Annotated in this window: 16 protein-coding genes and 1 pseudogene; 11 read left to right on the forward strand and 6 right to left on the reverse strand. The window is 31.5% G+C overall.

Features of this window, described 5'->3' with window-relative positions; all coding sequences use genetic code 11:
* Positions 1–49: 49 nt before the first annotated feature.
* From C8C88_RS04050 to murI, 7 genes are all read left to right on the forward strand, one after another.
* The gene (locus C8C88_RS04050; protein ID WP_121336887.1) at positions 50–934 is read left to right on the forward strand and encodes an NAD kinase; all 885 of its coding nucleotides are present in this window, start codon (positions 50–52) and stop codon (positions 932–934) included.
* Positions 935–1,106: 172 nt separating this feature from the next.
* Positions 1,107–1,793 carry a DUF6089 family protein gene (locus C8C88_RS04055; RefSeq protein WP_121336888.1) on the forward strand — a complete coding sequence of 229 codons (687 nt, stop codon included), beginning with the start codon at positions 1,107–1,109 and terminating at the stop codon, positions 1,791–1,793.
* A gap of 4 nt (positions 1,794–1,797) precedes the next feature.
* Entirely contained in the window at positions 1,798–2,538 is a 741-nt protein-coding gene (locus tag C8C88_RS04060) for an isoprenyl transferase (RefSeq protein ID WP_121336889.1), read from the forward strand.
* Complete coding sequence (gene bamA, locus C8C88_RS04065) at positions 2,471–5,215, forward strand: outer membrane protein assembly factor BamA (RefSeq protein WP_121336890.1); 2,745 nt, start codon at positions 2,471–2,473, stop codon at positions 5,213–5,215. The genes C8C88_RS04060 and bamA overlap by 68 nt, the downstream gene beginning before the upstream one ends.
* A 35-nt stretch (positions 5,216–5,250) precedes the next feature.
* Positions 5,251–6,492: an OmpH family outer membrane protein gene (locus tag C8C88_RS04070; protein ID WP_121336891.1), complete on the forward strand. Its 1,242-nt coding sequence runs from the start codon at positions 5,251–5,253 to the stop codon at positions 6,490–6,492.
* Positions 6,493–6,520: 28 nt separating this feature from the next.
* The gene (locus tag C8C88_RS04075; RefSeq protein ID WP_121336892.1) at positions 6,521–7,021 is read left to right on the forward strand and encodes an OmpH family outer membrane protein; all 501 of its coding nucleotides are present in this window, start codon (positions 6,521–6,523) and stop codon (positions 7,019–7,021) included.
* A gap of 114 nt (positions 7,022–7,135) precedes the next feature.
* The gene (murI, locus tag C8C88_RS04080; protein WP_121336893.1) at positions 7,136–7,912 is read left to right on the forward strand and encodes a glutamate racemase; all 777 of its coding nucleotides are present in this window, start codon (positions 7,136–7,138) and stop codon (positions 7,910–7,912) included.
* Positions 7,913–7,971: 59 nt separating this feature from the next.
* Here the strand turns inward: murI and C8C88_RS04085 are convergent, their stop codons facing one another.
* Both C8C88_RS04085 and C8C88_RS04090 read right to left on the reverse strand, forming a co-directional pair.
* Positions 7,972–8,490 carry a gamma carbonic anhydrase family protein gene (locus C8C88_RS04085; RefSeq protein ID WP_121336894.1) on the reverse strand — a complete coding sequence of 173 codons (519 nt, stop codon included), beginning with the start codon at positions 8,488–8,490 and terminating at the stop codon, positions 7,972–7,974.
* 18 nt (positions 8,491–8,508) lie between these two features.
* Positions 8,509–9,495, reverse strand: coding sequence for a type IX secretion system membrane protein PorP/SprF (locus tag C8C88_RS04090; protein WP_121336895.1), 987 nt, complete (start codon positions 9,493–9,495; stop codon positions 8,509–8,511).
* A gap of 169 nt (positions 9,496–9,664) precedes the next feature.
* Between C8C88_RS04090 and C8C88_RS04095 the strand changes: the two genes are divergently transcribed.
* The 4 genes from C8C88_RS04095 to C8C88_RS04110 all read left to right on the forward strand — a co-directional run bounded on the left by C8C88_RS04095 (position 9,665) and on the right by C8C88_RS04110 (position 14,164).
* Positions 9,665–10,564: a NifU family protein gene (locus C8C88_RS04095; RefSeq protein WP_121336896.1), complete on the forward strand. Its 900-nt coding sequence runs from the start codon at positions 9,665–9,667 to the stop codon at positions 10,562–10,564.
* 152 nt (positions 10,565–10,716) lie between these two features.
* A complete protein-coding gene (locus tag C8C88_RS04100; RefSeq protein ID WP_121336897.1) occupies positions 10,717–12,741 on the forward strand; it encodes a thioredoxin domain-containing protein in 2,025 nt (674 codons plus the stop codon).
* 43 nt (positions 12,742–12,784) lie between these two features.
* A complete protein-coding gene (locus C8C88_RS04105) occupies positions 12,785–13,243 on the forward strand; it encodes a YtxH domain-containing protein (RefSeq protein ID WP_121336898.1) in 459 nt (152 codons plus the stop codon).
* A 93-nt stretch (positions 13,244–13,336) separates the two neighbouring features.
* Positions 13,337–14,164, forward strand: coding sequence for a mechanosensitive ion channel family protein (locus tag C8C88_RS04110; RefSeq protein WP_121336899.1), 828 nt, complete (start codon positions 13,337–13,339; stop codon positions 14,162–14,164).
* Between the two features lies 1 nt (position 14,165).
* On the opposite strand, the gene tsaB is transcribed toward C8C88_RS04110, so the two are convergent.
* From tsaB to C8C88_RS12960, 4 genes and pseudogenes are all read right to left on the reverse strand, one after another.
* Complete coding sequence (tsaB, locus tag C8C88_RS04115) at positions 14,166–14,834, reverse strand: tRNA (adenosine(37)-N6)-threonylcarbamoyltransferase complex dimerization subunit type 1 TsaB (RefSeq protein ID WP_121336900.1); 669 nt, start codon at positions 14,832–14,834, stop codon at positions 14,166–14,168.
* 41 nt (positions 14,835–14,875) lie between these two features.
* Entirely contained in the window at positions 14,876–16,165 is a 1,290-nt protein-coding gene (locus tag C8C88_RS04120) for an efflux RND transporter periplasmic adaptor subunit (protein WP_121336901.1), read from the reverse strand.
* A 6-nt stretch (positions 16,166–16,171) separates the two neighbouring features.
* Complete coding sequence (locus C8C88_RS04125) at positions 16,172–17,542, reverse strand: TolC family protein (protein ID WP_121336902.1); 1,371 nt, start codon at positions 17,540–17,542, stop codon at positions 16,172–16,174.
* Positions 17,543–17,692: 150 nt separating this feature from the next.
* Positions 17,693–17,776, reverse strand: a pseudogene (locus tag C8C88_RS12960) (macrolide ABC transporter ATP-binding protein); the annotation flags it as partial.
* Positions 17,777–17,904 lie beyond the last annotated feature (128 nt).

The raw sequence follows: 17,904 nt of genomic DNA on the forward strand, positions 1-17,904 counted from the left end.
TCGTTTATTTTTAGAATAAGTCACGGAGCAATTAACCAACAAAACACTAATGAAAGTAGCTATATACGGACAGTATTACCTTGTAAGTACAGAACCAATTATAAAAGATATTTTTGTTTTTTTCAACAAGAACAATGTTGAGATGGTTATTGAAGCGGAATTTCTAAAGATGCTTTATGAGAAAAAAATCATCCATGAAAAATACAATACATTCTCATCACACAAGGAACTAGACAAGAGTTTTGATATGCTTATCAGTATTGGTGGAGACGGAACCATCCTGAGAGCAGCCACATTAGTTAGAGATTCTGGTGTACCTATATTAGGTATAAATGCTGGCAGACTGGGTTTCTTAGCTACGGTTCAAAAAGAAAACATTGAGGAGTTTATGCAATTTATAATTGAGAAAAAATTCACAACCTCTGAAAGATCGTTATTAAGTTTATCTTGTTCTCCTGAAAATGAAGCATTTAACGACATCAATTTTGCTATGAATGAAATTTCAGTTAGCAGAAAAGACACCACTTCGATGATTACCATTGAAACCTATTTAAATGAGGAATTTTTGACTTCCTATTGGGCAGATGGACTTATTGTTTCAACTCCTACAGGATCTACAGGTTATTCTTTGAGTTGCGGAGGCCCTATTTTGACGCCCACCGTAAAAAGTTTAGTCATAACTCCTATTGCTCCACACAACCTGAATGCAAGACCACTAGTAGTTCCTGATGAAACCGAAATTAAATTAAAAGTCTCAGGACGTGAAGAACAATATTTAGTTTCTTTAGATTCAAGAGTAGCATCGGTTAAGAACGAATCCATTCTTACCATCAGAAAAACTCCATTTCATATCAATATGGTAGAAATTCCAGAAGAAACATTTTTAAAAACACTTCGTAACAAATTACTCTGGGGAGAGGACAAAAGAAATTAAATTTTTATTCAAACTCAAATCATACGAATAGTACTATTTTTTCCGTTTTAGCTAAATCTACAACCAGTCAAACGGTAATTAATTGATTCTACATTCAAAAAAAGCCATATTTAGTATATTGGACATTGAATCGTATTGATAATTATTATATTTGCACGCAATTTTTACTTAAATGAATAAAGTTTATCTTCTGTTATCTTGTTTATTCCCACTATTAGCCACCCATGCTCAGATTCATGAAATTGGTGTGTTTCTTGGTGGAAGTAATTTTGTGGGAGATGTTGGCGCAACTACCTATATTTCACCAAATGAACCGGCAATAGGTTTGCTATACAAATGGAACAAAAGCCCAAGACATGCCTACAGATTTTCATACACACAGTCAAAAATTGGGGCCAATGACCTTGATTCTAAAGAAATTGGAAGAAATCAAAGAGGGTATGCTTTTGAAAATAATATAAAAGAATTTTCTGCAGGTTTAGAATTCAATTTTTTCGACTTTAATCTTCATCATAAACAAGAAAAAAAATTCACTCCATATGTTTATTCCGGATTGAGTTATGTCAAATATGACGGTCTATTTATAGTTAACGGAAGAACAAATCAGGATGCTAGTCATAAAACTTTAGCAATACCGATAATTTTAGGTGTGAAATCAAATATAACTTCTAATTTTGTTTTAGGTTTAGAGGTTGGAGCAAGATACACTTTTGCAGATGACATCGACGGAAGTAATCCAACAAATGAGAATTTACAAAGCTTCCAGTTTGGAAACCTAAATAATAATGACTGGTATGTTTTTTCGGGACTTACCTTAACCTATACCTTTGGTATGAAACCTTGTTATTGTGCAGAATAAAAAAATGGATTTACTAAATACTATAGATAGCACTAAATTGCCTAAACACTTAGCCATTATAATGGATGGCAATGGACGCTGGGCAAAACAAAAAGGACTATTGAGAGCTTTTGGTCATGAAAGCGGAACAAAATCAGTGAAACTAATCATTGAAGCTAGTGCAAAATTAGGCATCGATTTCCTTACTCTTTATGCTTTCTCTACCGAAAACTGGAACAGACCAAAACTAGAAGTTGAAACTTTGATGAAGGTATTAATAAACTCTTTAAGAAAAGAACTTCCAACTTTACAAAACAACAACATCAAACTGAATGCTATTGGGAATTTAGAAAAACTACCTAAATCCGCTCAAAAAGAACTTCAAGATGTTATTGCCAAAACAAAAGACAATACCAGACTGACCTTAACCTTAGCTTTAAGTTATGGTGCAAGAGAAGAAATAGCAAATGCTGTAAGAAACATCAGTAATAAAGTTAAAAATAATATAATTTCAATAGACGCTATTGACGATTCAATTATAAATGAGCATCTTTACACGCAAAATTTACCGGATGTAGATTTATTAATACGAACAAGTGGAGAACATAGAATAAGTAACTTTCTGCTTTGGCAAATTGCCTATGCAGAATTATATTTTACTGATATCTTGTGGCCGGACTTTAAAGAAGAAGATTTATATGAGGCTATCATTAGTTATCAAAAAAGAGAACGTAGATTTGGAAAAACAAGTGAACAAATTAAATAATTTTTTAGTGTTACATAAAAGCATAAAAATAGTCCTTACCCTATTGATTTTTGGAAGTTTTTCTCAAATTAAAGCGCAAGACAGAGTCCCTTTTGATCAAGGAAAAAAATACATCCTAGCTGACGTAACAGTTGTTGGCAAAATAAGTTTTAACAATCAAACCGTAGTTACCTTTTCAGGACTTCAAAAAGGTCAGGAAATAACAGTTCCAGGTGAAGAAATTAGCAGCGCTATAAAGAAGCTTGGTAAATTAGGGCTATTCAATGAAATCTCTTTTTACGTTAATAAAATTGAAAACGACAGCATCTTCTTAGATTTAAATCTGGAAGAATTACCAAAATTAGGTCAAGTAAAATTTGTTGGTGTTAAGAAAAATAAAACAGAGTCTTTAATAAAAGACAACGGCCTTACCAAGAATAAAGTAGTAAACGAAAACTTAATTACTACTACCAAAAACTACATTGAAAACAAATACAAAAAAGATGGATACTACAATACTAAAGTAAACATCAATACAATAGTTGATACAACTACAGTAAATCTAGTCAACATGGTCATCAATGTTGACAAAGGAACCAAAATAAAAATTGACGAAATTGATTTTATTGGCAACAAAAAACTAAGCGACAAAACCTTGCGCGGAGCAATGAAAGACACGAAGCAAAAGAAAACTACTCGCTTATTAAAAGCTTCGAAATTCATTAAAGACAAATACAAAAAAGATTTAGAAAAAGTAATTGATGCCTATAAAGAAAAAGGATATAGAGATGCTAGAATACTTTCTGATTCTGTGGCTTATGACAAAGACAAAAAAGCATTAGCCATAAAAATAAAAGTTGATGAAGGAAACAAATATTATTTTGGAAATATCAAATTCTTAGGAAATACAGTATACTCTGATCAAGGTCTAAACAGTGTTTTAGGAGTTAAAAAAGGAGATGTTTATAATGGTGTTTTATTAGAAAAAAGAATTGCTGATAAATCAAAACCTGATGGTGAAGATATTACAAATTTATATCAAAATAATGGTTATTTATTTTCTAACATCAATGCAGTAGAAGTAAAAACCGTAAACGACACTATCGATTTTGAAATACGTGTAACAGAAGGACCTATAGCTTATTTTAATAAAATTACAGTTGTTGGAAATGACAAAACAAACGACCGTGTTATTTACCGAGAACTAAGAACTAAACCAGGAGAAAAATATAGCAAAGAAGAACTTGTTAGAACTATTCGTGAGATTGGACAACTTGGATTTTTTGATCCAGAAGCTATTGACCCTAAATTTAAGAATGTGGATTCAGGAGCTGGAACAGTTGACATCGAATATAATTTAGTAGAAAAAGGATCCAGCCAGATAGAACTTCAAGGAGGTTATGGTGGAGGCGGATTCATCGGTACGCTTGGATTATCATTCAACAACTTTTCTGCAAGAAACATGCTAAACAAAGAAGCTTACAAACCACTTCCTATGGGAGATGGTCAAAAAGTATCGTTGCGTTTACAAGGAAGTACTTATTTCCAAACCTATAGTGTGTCGTTTTCTGAACCATGGTTTGGAGGAAAAAAACCAGTACAATTCAGTTCTTCGATATCTTACAGCAAGCAGTTTTCAAACAATTATGTAACCTATAAAGTAGATAAAAGTAAAAGTTTCAATATCTTAACATTATCTGTTGGATTGGCAAAAAGACTGACTGTACCGGATGATTATTTTGTATTATCACAATCTGTTAGTTTTCAACACTACGATTTAAATAATTACAATACAGGATTATTTACTTTTGGTAATGGAGCTTCAAGAAATTTAGCATACACTATTGGTTTAACAAGAAGTAACAAAGGGGTAAATCCAATATTCCCAACTTACGGATCTGAATTTAGCTTAACAGCTAAACTAACACCTCCTTATTCCCTTTTAAATGGAGTTAAGTACGCTTCTCTAGGAGATACTGAAGCTTATAAATATAAATATACTGGAACAACTTATACTGGAGTAAACGGAATTCAAGTAAATAAAGGAGATTACTTAGAAGCAATTCCATCAACAACAAATCCATATCCTAACAGTGTTGCTAATTATCAAGACGCTGCCGCAGACCCAGCATTAGTAGACCAAAAGAAATTTAATTGGTTAGAATATTATAAAATTAAATTCAAAGCAGATTGGTATACAAAAATTTATGGTAAATTAGTATTACGAACTTTATCAGAATTTGGATTTATGGGTGCCTATAATCAAGAAAGAGGATTAGTTCCTTTTGAAAGATTTTATTTAGGTGGAGATGGAATGGCAATGTACTCCATGGACGGTAGAGAAACGATACAATTAAGAGGGTATCCTAACAACTCTTTGACTCCTGTAAATAGTAAAGGAGAACAAATTGGTGCTACGGTATACAATAAATTCTCATTAGAAATGCGTTATCCAATAACCTTAAAAGCATCAGCATCCATTTATGGTTTAGCTTTTTTAGAAGCAGGATCGTCATATGAAAATTTCAAAAGCTATAATCCTTTTGCGTTAAATCGTTCAGCAGGATTTGGTTTACGCGTATTTATGCCTGCTTTTGGATTATTAGGAATTGATTTTGGACATGGTTTTGATGCTTTACCAGGACAAACAAAACCAAATGGATGGGAAACCCATTTTATAATAGGACAACAGTTTTAAAAATTTGAAACGAATTTTTCTAAAACAATAAAGTTATGAGAAAACATTTTTTATTTCTATTTTTAGCCCTTTTTGCAGCCTCTACTATTGAGGCTCAAACTAGAGGAAACAAAGTTGGTTATATTGATATGGAATACATTTTACAAAATGTACCCAATTATACTGAAGCTCAAGCGCAATTAGAAGAAAAAGCACAAAAATGGAAACAAGAAATTGAATCCAAAAAAATTGAGATTGACAAGTTAAAAGAAGCACTAAAAGCAGAAAGTCCTTTATTGACAAGAGAGCTTATTGATGAAAGAGAATCTGAAATCAAATTTTTAGAAAATGAGAGGTTGGAATACCAACAAAAAAGATTTGGAGCTAATGGCGATTTGATTTCACAAAAATCAGTTTTGGCAAAACCAATCCAAGATCAAGTTTTTACAGCTGTTCAAGATATTGCAGAAAGATTAAAATATGATTTTATATTTGACAAATCTTCGGATTTAACCATGCTTTTTGCTTCCAAAAGATTTGACATAAGTGATCAAGTTTTGCGCGTTTTAAACCGTTCAGAAAAAAGAGAAGAACTGACAAAAAAACAACTTGCTGCTGAAGAAGCTAAAGAGAACAAAGAAGATGCGATAGATGAAAATCCAGCATTAGCGGAAAGAGAAAAAATATTAGAGCAAAGAAAAGCAGAAAGAGAAAAAATACTTGCTGACAGAAAATTACTTCAGGAAGAAAAGAAAAAAGAATTTGAAGAAAGAAGAAAACAACTTCAAGCAGAACGTGAAGCTAAAAAAAATGGCACGGTTTCTGCCTCTGCTAAAACAGGGGATACTAATCAAGTAAAAACGGGATTAGACAACTCAAATGAAGAAGCAAAAATAGCTGCAGAAGAAGCACGAAAAAAACAAATTGATGCTAAAGCTAAAATTCTTGAAGAACGTAAAAAAACTCTTGAAGAACGTAAAAAAGTTATAGAAGACAAAAAGAAAAAGGCATTAGAAGATAGAGAGGCTGTTAAAAAAACAACTGTTACAGCTAATGATAAAACTAACGTTCTAAAAGAAGCTGAAAAAGCAATTGACACAACTAGCGAAAAAGCAAAAGTAACTCCAGAAGAAGCTACTAAAAAACAAACAGACGCTAAAGAAAAACTAATTGAGGAACGTAAGAAAGTACTCGAAGAAAGAAAAAAAGCTTTAGAAGAAAGAAAGAAAAAAGTATTAGAAGAAAGAGAAGTTCTGAAAAAAGCAAACGAAGAAAAATTAAAACAAAAAACAAACTAATAATTAATTACTAAATATTTTAAACACGATGAAACAAATCAAAACTTTATTAATTGCTGCAATACTTATTTTAGGAGCAAGCCAAACAATTTCTGCTCAAGCAAAAACTGCTCATGTAGATGTTAGTGATATTATGTCAAAAATGCCAGCAATGTTAGAAGCTCAAAAGCAATTAGATAAATTGAGTACTACTTACGATGCAGATTACAAAAAAATGGTTACTGAATACCAAGCTAAATTAGCTCAATATGAAAAAGAAGCTGCAACAGTAACAGAAGTTGTAAATGGAGAACGTTCAAAAGAAGTTCAAGAAATGCAAAAAAGAATTGTTGATTATAGAGACAATGCTCAAAAAGAATTACAACAAAAAGAATCTGATATCGTTAAACCATTAATGGAAAAAGTTAGAGCTTCAATCCAAAAAGTTGGAAAAGCTAAAGGGTTCCAATATGTTCTTGATGGTTCTACACTTTTACTTGCTGATGGTCCTAACTTGACTGCTGATGTAAAAAAAGATTTAGGTTTCTAGTATAAACCCAACCTATAAAAAAACTGCTCATCCAAAATTTGTGATTGAGCAGTTTTTTTTTGCCATATTATAATTTATTAGGATATTTATATCATAGCATTTAACTTTGTTTATATGAATAATGACCAACCTATAGGAATATTTGATTCTGGTATTGGAGGAACTTCAATCTGGAGAGAAATACACCAATTATTACCAAATGAAAAGACTATATATCTTGCAGATAGCAAGAATGCTCCTTATGGTCAAAAATCAAAACAAGAAATTATTGCATTAAGTATGAAAAACACAGATTTTCTACTTAAAATGAAGTGCAAACTCATTGTAGTTGCATGCAATACTGCAACCACAAATGCGATACAAGAGTTACGCGAAAAATATGATATTCCGTTTATAGGTATTGAACCTGCAATAAAACCTGCAGCAAATAATTCAAAAACACAAACAATAGGAATCTTAGCTACTAAAGGAACGCTAAATAGTGAATTATTCAACAAGACTACCGAGATGTTCCAAGACACAAAAATCATTGAACAAGTAGGTTATGGATTAGTCCAGCTCATTGAAAACGGTCAAATCAATTCGCCCGAAATGACTCAACTACTCCAATCCTATCTTAAACCTATGATTGAAGCTAATATTGATTATTTAGTTTTAGGATGCAGCCATTACCCCTATTTGATTCCACAAATCAAAAAAATAGTACCACCACATATTCAAATTATTGATTCAGGCCAAGCAGTCGCTAAACAAACCCAAAAAATCTTGAACGATAAAGTAGGATTTAGCTCCGCTACAAAAAAGACTCCCGTTTTTTATACTAATACTAATCCAAAAGTATTGTCTGAAATATTAGAAGGAAAATATCTTGTTGAACAAATAGATTTTTAATTAAAAGTCTTTCTTTGAAAAAATCCATTTATAACATTAAGAGCATGAAGTGATAGTGATTATTCTTCGTCTTTAAACCAACTCGAATACATCACGTAATTATTGGAAATACGCTCTATTTCGCCTGCAAAATTAGATTGATCTATGTCTTTTACTTTCTTTGCAGGAACACCCGCATATATACTTCCCGAAGTGACTACAGTGTTTTGAGTAACAACTGCTCCTGCCGCAATAATAGAATTACTTTCTACAATACAATTATCCATTACAATGGCTCCCATTCCTATCAATACATTATCATGAATCGTGCAACCATGCACAATAGCATTATGTCCAATAGAAACATTATTTCCTATGATTGTGGGATGTTTTTGATACGTACAATGTACAATTGCACCATCTTGAATATTTACTTTATTCCCTATTTTGATGAAATTCACATCGCCTCTAATAACGGCATTGAACCAAACACTACACGAATGACCAAAACTTACATCGCCAACTATAGTAGCATTCTCAGCTACATAACAATCATCAGGTATAGATGGAGTTTTTCCGTTAACAGATTTTATTAACATCGAATTTGATTTTAAAAATTAATTAATGGCAGGACAATTACAATCGTATTTCTCAGGTTTGCAGAATAAATTAAGTCCCAAAGTAATCTGATGGTATCCACCAGTATCAAATCTTATATCCCCTGAAACTTTTGAATAGGTATAGGCAAACATAAAATTTTTGAAATTAACCCCTACAATTGGAGTTATATACTGCAGTTTTTGTGAAGAAACACCAGTGCCATTTAGATATTGAGCACCATCAAAGCTTCTTCTATAAGACAATCCTCCCCATAACATCCCAAAATCAAGTTGTTTATAGGCTTTCAAATTAAGATCAATTGATTTTTCTTGTGTTTTGTCAATTAACTGAAACATAATTGATGGTTCCCACAAAACTTTGTCTTTGTTTCCAAAAACATATCCTAAACTCAAGAGATATTTTCTTAAATTATCACTTTCAAATTCGGTATAAAGCTCTCTTCTAGTTTCTATAGCACCCTGAACTGTAGCATGAGCGTAGAAATTTAAATAATTATAAGAAGCTCCAAAATCAACATTAAAATAAGAGTCTTTCTGAACTTGCCCAAAAACTATAGGATCAAAATCTGTAAATTCAGTTTCATCTAATTGACTTTGGATTAACCCTGCACTTATACCAAAAGACAATTGATTCAAGTCAATTTCGTCTCTTGAAAACATAATGTGATAGGCATAGGTAAGTTTAACCCCTTTTTGAGAATGATACCCATTTTTATCGTTAAAAAGAATAATCCCAGCTCCTGTTCTTTCGCCTACTCTACCATTCAGACTTAGTGTTTGCAGTTCTGGCGCATCTTGTTGATTAAACCATTGCTTACGTCCCGTGAATCTTAATTTAGCACAATTAGCCGCTCCAGCCATCGAAGGATGAACTAAGTAATAATTATCAGACAAATAATCGGAATATACCGGTATTCCTTCTTGTGAAAAGGAATAAAAGCTTATAAAAAAAAGTAAAACTAAAAACTTAATTCTGGTATACATTGAGGTTTTTTTATACAAAAAGATAGGCTAAAATAGTAAAATGTTTAACACAAAAAACGAATTGACAACTATGACTATCTAAAAAAAAGTTAATTTATTCCATTAAAAACCAAATATAGGTATTCGTAGAAAATAACTTCACTAAATTTGCAAAAAAATACATCTTATCATGACTAAAATTATCATAAAAGAAACTCAAAACCCAACTATACTAAAATTTGAATTTCCTGATTTTATAACTCAGAACGAAAGTTTTGAATTTAAAAACATAGACGAAGCAAAATCATCTCCTTTAGCACAACAACTTTTTTACTTGCCTTTTGTAAAAACCGTATATATTTCAGGGAATTTTATCGCTATCGAAAAATTCAGCATTGTAGAATGGGAAGATGTAAAAGATGCAGTAGCAGAACAAATAGAAAATTTTGTGAATGATGGTGGTATCATAATTGCTGAACAAGAAAACAAAGCCAAAAAACAGCCTATCACCGTTTATGGAGAAACTACTCCAAATCCTTCTGCTTTAAAATTTGTGGTCAGCAGAATGTTAACTAAAACTGCGGTAGAATTTAAAAATATAGATCAAACTGCTTCTTCTCCATTAGCTAAAGAATTATTCAAATTTGCTTACGTTAAAGAAATTTTTATTGATGAAAATTATATTTCAGTGACTAAATATGAAATTAATGAATGGCAAGAAATAACATTAGAATTAAGAAGTTTCATCAAGCAATATATCGAGAATGGCGGAATAGTTTTAGACGAAAATTTCATTCAAGCAGCTACCGTTGAAGAAAACAATAAAACACAAGATTTTGATAACCTTGATGTTACATCACAACAAATCATCAATATATTAGAAGAATATGTAAAACCTGCTGTAGCAGCCGATGGTGGAAATATTGCTTTTGATTCTTATAATGAATCCGACAAAACAGTAAAAGTAATTTTACAAGGTGCTTGTAGCGGTTGTCCTTCATCAACTTTCACTTTGAAAAGCGGAATCGAAAACATGTTGAAAAGCATGTTAAACGATGAGAATATTAAAGTTGAAGCTATTAATGCTTAACTATTTTATATTAAAAAAACTAACATTAAGCGTTTCATTTAGGAACGCTTTTTTTATTTTTATAAGCGCTCTTCAATAGTATATCATAATCATTCCTGTACTAAAATTACGAAGCAAAAGTATTTTCAATGTTATCTATATAAAAAATAACCATGAACGAATTACATTTAGAAACCAGTCCCTATTTGTTACAACATGCTAATAATCCTGTGCATTGGAAAGCATGGAACACAAATTCATTAGCCGAGGCCAAAGAAAAAAACAAACTAATCATCCTAAGTATTGGCTACTCTGCATGTCATTGGTGTCATGTAATGGAACATGAAAGCTTCGAGAATAATGAAGTTGCTGAAGTTATGAATGCACATTTTATAAACATCAAAGTAGATCGAGAAGAGCGACCTGATGTAGATGCCGTGTATATGAAAGCTGTTCAAATTATGACCGGACGTGGTGGCTGGCCATTAAATATAGTAGCCTTACCTGATGGAAGACCGGTTTGGGGTGGAACATACTTTAGAAAAGAAGAATGGACTGAAACTCTTGACCAATTACAAGAAATGTATCAAGTAGTTCCAGAGAAAATGATTGAATATGCGGAAAAATTACACCAAGGAATCCAATCATTAGAACTAATACAATCAGAAACTATTGAAAATGCTGTTGACCAAAAACAGATTGTTTCATTAGTCGAAAAATGGAAAAAAAGTTTCGATTTAGAATTTGGAGGAATGGCTAGAGCTCCAAAATTCATGATGCCTAATAATTATGCTTTTTTAATGCGATTTGGCTATCAAAATAAAGATGCTGAAGTGCTGGATTTTGTGAATTTAACCTTAACAAAAATGGCTTACGGAGGTCTTTTCGACACCGTTGACGGAGGATTTTCGAGATATTCAGTCGATATGAAATGGCATGTTCCTCATTTTGAAAAAATGCTTTATGACAATGGCCAATTAGTTTCCTTATACAGCGATGCTTATAAATGGACTAAAAATCCTTTATATAAAGAAGTCATAGAGAAAACGCTAAACTTCGTTGAAAAAGAATTAATGAACACCGAAGGTGGCTTTTATTCTGCATTAGACGCCGATAGTTTGAACCCTGAAAATCATTTAGAAGAAGGTGCTTTTTATGTTTGGAAAATTGAGGAATTAAAACAACTTCTAAAAGAAGATTTCAATTTATTCAGCCAAGTTTTTAATTGCAATAGTTTTGGATTATGGGAAGAGGAGAATTATGTTTTAATTCAAAATCAATCGCTGAAAAATATTGCTGAAGCCAATAATATAGACACTTTAAAACTCCAAAAGAAAAAAATTACTTGGGAAAAATTACTTTATACAGAACGAGGAAAACGTTCTAAACCAAGACTTGACGATAAATGTCTTACCTCTTGGAATGCCATAATGCTCAAAGGCTATAGTGACGCTTATAAAGCATTAGGAGACTCTAAATATTTAGATTTAGCTTTGAAAAACGCCCATTTTATTATCAAAAATCTTTGGACTGGTAAAGGGAATTTGCTCCATAATTATAAAACTCAAAAAAGCACCATAAATGGTTATCTTGAAGATTATTGCTTCCTAATTCAAGCTTTTATTGGATTGTATGAAGTCACTCTTGAAGAAAAATGGCTTCATGATGCTAAACAACTTACGGATTACAGTTTTGAGCATTTCTACGATGAAAATAAATCTTTCTTTGCTTTTACATCAAATCTAGATGCACCATTAATTAGCACACATTTTGAAACGGAAGACAATGTCATTCCCGCATCGAACTCTGTTATGGCTAAAAATTTATACCAATTAAGTATCTATTTCAACAATCCGTATTACGAAAAAGTTTGCCAGCAAATGTTACATCAAATACTTCCAAATATTGATTATCCATCTGCTTATTCAAATTGGCTTGATTTAGGTCTTAATTATTCGGGTGAAAATAAAGAACTGGCTATTTGTAGTCCAAAAGCTTTGGATTATACGGAGACAATTAATAGGCTATATATCCCAAATATTCTATTAGCAGGTACTCAGACCAATTCCAAGCTTCCTTTTTTACAAGATCGATTCTCGGATTCAAAAGATCAATTTTACATTTGTCAAAATAAAACCTGTCAAATGCCACTTGCTGATTTTCAAGAAACTATTAACATTTTAATAAAGGATTTCTGAAAAAAAATGCTTAGTATTGTATACTAATCAAACAACAAAGGGTATGGGATTATCATCATTTTTCAAAGATTTATTTGGCACCGCTAAAAAAACGGTAGATCAAATTGCTACAAATGCAGAAATAGCTGTAGAAGAGGCCAAAATAGCAGCAACGCCTTACATTGACAAAGCAGAGGAATTAGTAGAGACTACACTTGAAAAAGTAAAAGAAACTACATCTCCTATAATTGAAAAAGTAGAAATTGTAGCCGAAGAAACAATCGAAAAAGCAAAAGATACTTTAACACCGATTATAGAAAAAACGAAAGAAGTTGTTCAAGAATATTCTGAAAAAGCAGCTGATGGTCTAGATACAATACTTGATAAAGTAAAGGAAAACACAAATCCAACAGTTGAAAAAAAAGAAATTACAATTGATGCTATTGATGTTACAACTGATGATTTTACAGAGAAAAATTCTGATTCAGCTGAAATTATTGACAAAATAGAACCACAGAAATAACAAGACCTCGATTGATTCAAAGAAATAAAATTATTTATATCTTTGCAACACAAACTTAACCTTCTCCTTTGAGAAGGTTTTTTATTATAAAAAATGAACCTAAACCCAAATCAACTAACTGATTACGCAAATACTTTTATCAAAGTATTGATAGATTATTCACCAAAAGTTATCTCAGCATTTTTAATCCTTTTTGTTGGTCTCTACAGCATCCGGCTTATCAATAGATTCATCAGAAGAATGATGATTAAAAGACAACTAGACCCAACCTTAACAAAATTTTTAGCAGATATATTACTTTGGGTTCTAAGAGTTCTTTTGTTTGTTACTTTTATATCAAAATTAGGGATTGAAACCTCTTCTTTTGTTGCTATTTTAGGAGCTATGGGACTTGCAATTGGCCTATCACTTCAAGGTTCGCTATCAAATTTTGCTGGTGGAATGTTAATTATATTATTCAAACCATTCAAAGTTGGAGATACTATTGAAGCGCAAGGGGTAACTGGGACAGTAAGTGAAATACAGATATTTGTAACCAAATTAATTACTGGAAACAATCAGACTATTTTCGTTCCAAATGGATCATTATCAAACGGAACTATTATTAATTATTCTTTACAAGGATATAGAAGAGCAGATTTAACTATTGCCATTTCATACGACACAGATATTAAAAAAGCTAAAAATATAATTAATGAGGTTCTTAATAATAATCCAAAAATACTTAAGACACCTGCAGCCGAAGTTTCTGTTAAAAACTTAACCGATAATGCGATACAATTAGCTGTAAGACCATGGGCGAATAATGAAGATTACAGTGCTGTTTTCTCTGAAACATTGGAAAACTGCAAATTGGCATTTGATATTGAGGGAATAGCTATTCAACCGTTTGTAACAGAATTATCAAAAAATAAATCCTAATTTACTTTTTTGAAGTAGTTATCATAAAGTCTTTTAAATAATAAGGCTCAAAATAAGCGACATCTACAGTGTCGCTTATTTTGAATTTTGTATAACTTAATTCGCTCATCTCTTTGGCGGATGGATATTTAATTTCTTCTAAAAAAATAAAATTTTCCTTAGTAAGAACCGATTTGCATTTATCAAGACAATCACCAACAAAATATAAAGTTTCCTGAAAATCTTCAAATGAGTTTTCGGTAATAATTTCTGCTGCAGTCGCTCTTTGGTTATTTAAATTTGGATGAAAAATAGCACTATATACTTCCATTCTTCTGGCATCAATCATAGGAATAATTAATCCCTCAGAAATTTTTACTTTGGATGCCAAAGCCTGTAAAGTATCAACAGCAATTAAAGGAATATTAAGGGCAAAACACAATCCCTTAGCCGCAGAAACTCCTATTCGTAACCCCGTATAAGAACCTGGGCCTTGACTTACTGCAATTGCAGCTAAATCTTTGAAAGTAATTCCAGCTTCTTTTATAATTTCTTCGATAAAAACATGCAAGCGTTCTGCATGAGAATACCCTTCATCTGCAATTTCTTTACAAAGAATGGTCATACCATCTTTGGCCAAAGCAACAGAACAATTTTTCGTTGCCGTTTCAATATTTAATATATAATACAAGTTTGAAATTTAAGATTTAAAATTATTGCATTCTGACTATATTATTTTTTCGCAGCAGTTTTAAGCTTTACTTTATCCCCAGAATTTAGTTCTTTTGACACTGTTGTGTAAGGTCCAGTAATAACTCGATCTCCTGTTTTAAGACCCGTTAGCACTTCGATATTAGTATCATCTTGTATTCCTGTTTTTATGATTCTAATTTTTGCTTTATCCCCAACTTTTACAAAAACACATTCGAATTTTTTATCGCTTTTGGGAGCTACTTTTTTCTCTTCTGAGTTTGGATCATCAACTTTTATCTCCTTAACAGCAGCAGTATCTGATTTCACCACTACAGCACTTATTGGCACTGCTAAAACATTCTTTTTGGTTTTAGTAATAATATCAACTGTTGCAGTCATTCCTGGTCTAAAAGGCGAGTAAGTATCTGGTCTTCCTTCTAATAAATCTAGGTATGATTCTTTCAGAATTCTAACTTTTACTTTAAAATTAGTCACCTGATCTGATGTCAAAGTAGAACTAGCCGAATTAGAAATACTGGTAACAACTCCTTTAAATTGTTTTTTTAAATAAGCATCTACTTCAACATTAGCTTTATCTCCTACTTTTATTTTAACAATATCATTTTCATTCACATCTACTTCTACTTCCATATTATTCAAGTTAGCAACTCGTAATATTTCAGTTCCTGCCATTTGTTGTGTTCCTAAAACACGTTCACCAAGTTCTACATTAAGCACTGAAACAGTCCCATCTGCAGGCGCATAAATTATGGTTCTTCCAAGATTATCTTTCGCTTCGTTAACGGATGCAGAAGCACTTTGAACATTAAAATAAGCCGTTTGCTTTGTTGCTTTTGCAACATCAAAAGAAGCCACTGCTTTATCCCAATCTGATTTTGAAATTATTCCTTTTTCAAATAAAATTTTGTTTCTTTCATAACTTGCTTTTGCTTCTTTAAACGAAGCATCCGCTTGACTCAAGCCTGCTTTAGTTCCTGATAAATTAGCAACAGTTCTATTTAAACCTGAAGTATATAAGTCTGGATTTATCTTAACTAACAAATCTCCTTTTTTAACTACTTGTCCTTCTTTTATAGGAAGTGCAATAATTTCTCCTGAAACCATTGAAGCAATTTTCACTTCAATTTCAGGTTGAATTTTACCTGTAGCTGAAACTGTTTCAACAATTGTTGTAGCATTAACTTGAGAAATTTCGACTTCTTTTCCCTCGTCTTTATTTCCTATAACTCCAGCTTTTGAAAGTCCTATTAATAAAGCTATAATTGCTACAGCTGATCCTATTAAAATATAAATTGTTTTTTTTGACATGATAAATTAGTTTTTGATAATTGGGATTCCGAAATAAAATTCCAATATTTTTATTTTAAAGATATAATCGTATTTAGTTCTAAGTACTTCTGATTGTGCATTAGTAAGCAAGGTTTGAGACTGATTGAAATCGAATGAATTCATTAAGCCTACAGCATATTTTTCTTTTGCATAATTGTACGCTTCCTGTCTTGCTTCAAGTGCAACAATAGATGATTCATGAGCATTTAAAGCTCCTTTTGCATCTGTAAAGGCAGTATAGACATTTCTTTGCAAATCTAAATCTTTTTGTTCAAGAGCAATTTTAGATTTTTCTAAATTCACTTTTGTGCGTTCCAAATTATTTTTGGTTGAAAAACCATCAAATATCGGAATAGATAACTGTGCTCCAAAAGATTGCCCTTTGTTATCACTAAACTGTGTAAAGAAAGGAGATGGACTTTTAGTACCAATAATATTTCCTGAACTATCAAAAGCAGGAACATCAGCATAAGAAACACGACTATTAAAACTATAAAAACCTTGTAAAGTAGGTTGAAAAGCTCCTTTTGCTATGGCAACATTTTTCTCTGCAATTTCTAAATTAGTTTTAGCAATTTTCAATTCTGTGCGGCTCTCCTTTGCTTTTTCATAAATTGAAGTTGGAGTTTGAGTCATGATATTATTTTCGTCTTTGATATCCGTTCCATCAACAACATCAAAAGAATCAAATTCTTTTAATTGTAATAACTGAGCCAAACTTAGTTTCGAAATAAGCAAAGTGTTTTCTGCATTAATAACGTTTTGATTATTTGAAGCCACTGTAGCTTTTATATCTAATAAATCACCACGAGGAACAGAACCCGCTTTAACTAATTCTTCAGAACGCGAATATTGCTTTTGATTTATTGCTAATTGTTGCTGTTGTACTTTTAAATTTTCTTTATTAAAAAGAACTTGCAAAAAAGCATTGGCTACATTCAAAGCAATATCTTCTTGCATTTTTAACAATTGATATTTAGCAGCAACAATCGAAAGATTAGCTTTTCGGAGTGTATTTTGGTTTTGCAATCCTTTGTAAATATCAATTCCAACATTGGCTCCAGCCGAAGTAAATTGGGTTGTTTGATTTCTTAAAAGTCCTGTGGTAATATCTTGGTTTAAACCAATATTCCATGAGTGAGAAGCATTCGCATTTAAAGACGGGAGAAAATTCCCAATGGCTCCTTTTTTATCAATTTCGGCAGTCTTCGTATCTAATTCTGTTTGTTTAATCGAGATGTTATTTTGTATTGCATACTTGATGCATTCTTCCAGAGTCCACTTTTTAGATTGCGCATGAGTGGACAATGCAAAAAGCACAATAAAAACAAAACTAATACAACTATTTTTTTTCATATATTTTGAATGAAAGTGCAGTAAAGGTACTACACAAATTTAACATTTTTTTTAAAACTAAAATTCTTTTTTAAATTGCTTATTATTGTTTAGGTTCTTCCGTTAATAAGCCTTGATTCCATATTTTTATTTTACAGGTTATCAAAATGAAAGATTAAAATTAATTCCTTTTAATACATGTAATTCGGAACTTCCCATTTTGTAGGATTTATGCAAGTCTTTAATTTCAATCATAGTAAGTCAATTTTTAACAATAATAGTTCTTAGGCAAAAGAAATTGTAATAATAAAACGTTAATATAGCATTGTATATAAATCCATAAGACTTATTTCAATTGAAAATGTTACAGTTTAATACTAAAA

The sequence above is a fragment of the Flavobacterium sp. 123 genome, from assembly GCF_003634825.1.
Lineage (GTDB): Bacteria > Bacteroidota > Bacteroidia > Flavobacteriales > Flavobacteriaceae > Flavobacterium.

Bases quoted from the DNA above. Each gene is read 5' to 3' on its own strand.
- C8C88_RS04050 (WP_121336887.1), top strand. From the start codon at position 50: ATGAAAGTAGCTATATACGGACAGTATTACCTTGTAAGTACAGAACCA.
- C8C88_RS04055 (WP_121336888.1), top strand. From the start codon at position 1,107: ATGAATAAAGTTTATCTTCTGTTATCTTGTTTATTCCCACTATTAGCC.
- C8C88_RS04060 (WP_121336889.1), top strand. From the start codon at position 1,798: ATGGATTTACTAAATACTATAGATAGCACTAAATTGCCTAAACACTTA.
- bamA (WP_121336890.1), top strand. From the start codon at position 2,471: ATGAGGCTATCATTAGTTATCAAAAAAGAGAACGTAGATTTGGAAAAA.
- C8C88_RS04070 (WP_121336891.1), top strand. From the start codon at position 5,251: ATGAGAAAACATTTTTTATTTCTATTTTTAGCCCTTTTTGCAGCCTCT.
- C8C88_RS04075 (WP_121336892.1), top strand. From the start codon at position 6,521: ATGAAACAAATCAAAACTTTATTAATTGCTGCAATACTTATTTTAGGA.
- murI (WP_121336893.1), top strand. From the start codon at position 7,136: ATGAATAATGACCAACCTATAGGAATATTTGATTCTGGTATTGGAGGA.
- C8C88_RS04085 (WP_121336894.1), bottom strand. From the start codon at position 8,490: ATGTTAATAAAATCTGTTAACGGAAAAACTCCATCTATACCTGATGAT.
- C8C88_RS04090 (WP_121336895.1), bottom strand. From the start codon at position 9,495: ATGTATACCAGAATTAAGTTTTTAGTTTTACTTTTTTTTATAAGCTTT.
- C8C88_RS04095 (WP_121336896.1), top strand. From the start codon at position 9,665: ATGACTAAAATTATCATAAAAGAAACTCAAAACCCAACTATACTAAAA.
- C8C88_RS04100 (WP_121336897.1), top strand. From the start codon at position 10,717: ATGAACGAATTACATTTAGAAACCAGTCCCTATTTGTTACAACATGCT.
- C8C88_RS04105 (WP_121336898.1), top strand. From the start codon at position 12,785: ATGGGATTATCATCATTTTTCAAAGATTTATTTGGCACCGCTAAAAAA.
- C8C88_RS04110 (WP_121336899.1), top strand. From the start codon at position 13,337: ATGAACCTAAACCCAAATCAACTAACTGATTACGCAAATACTTTTATC.
- C8C88_RS04120 (WP_121336901.1), bottom strand. From the start codon at position 16,165: ATGTCAAAAAAAACAATTTATATTTTAATAGGATCAGCTGTAGCAATT.
- C8C88_RS04125 (WP_121336902.1), bottom strand. From the start codon at position 17,542: ATGAAAAAAAATAGTTGTATTAGTTTTGTTTTTATTGTGCTTTTTGCA.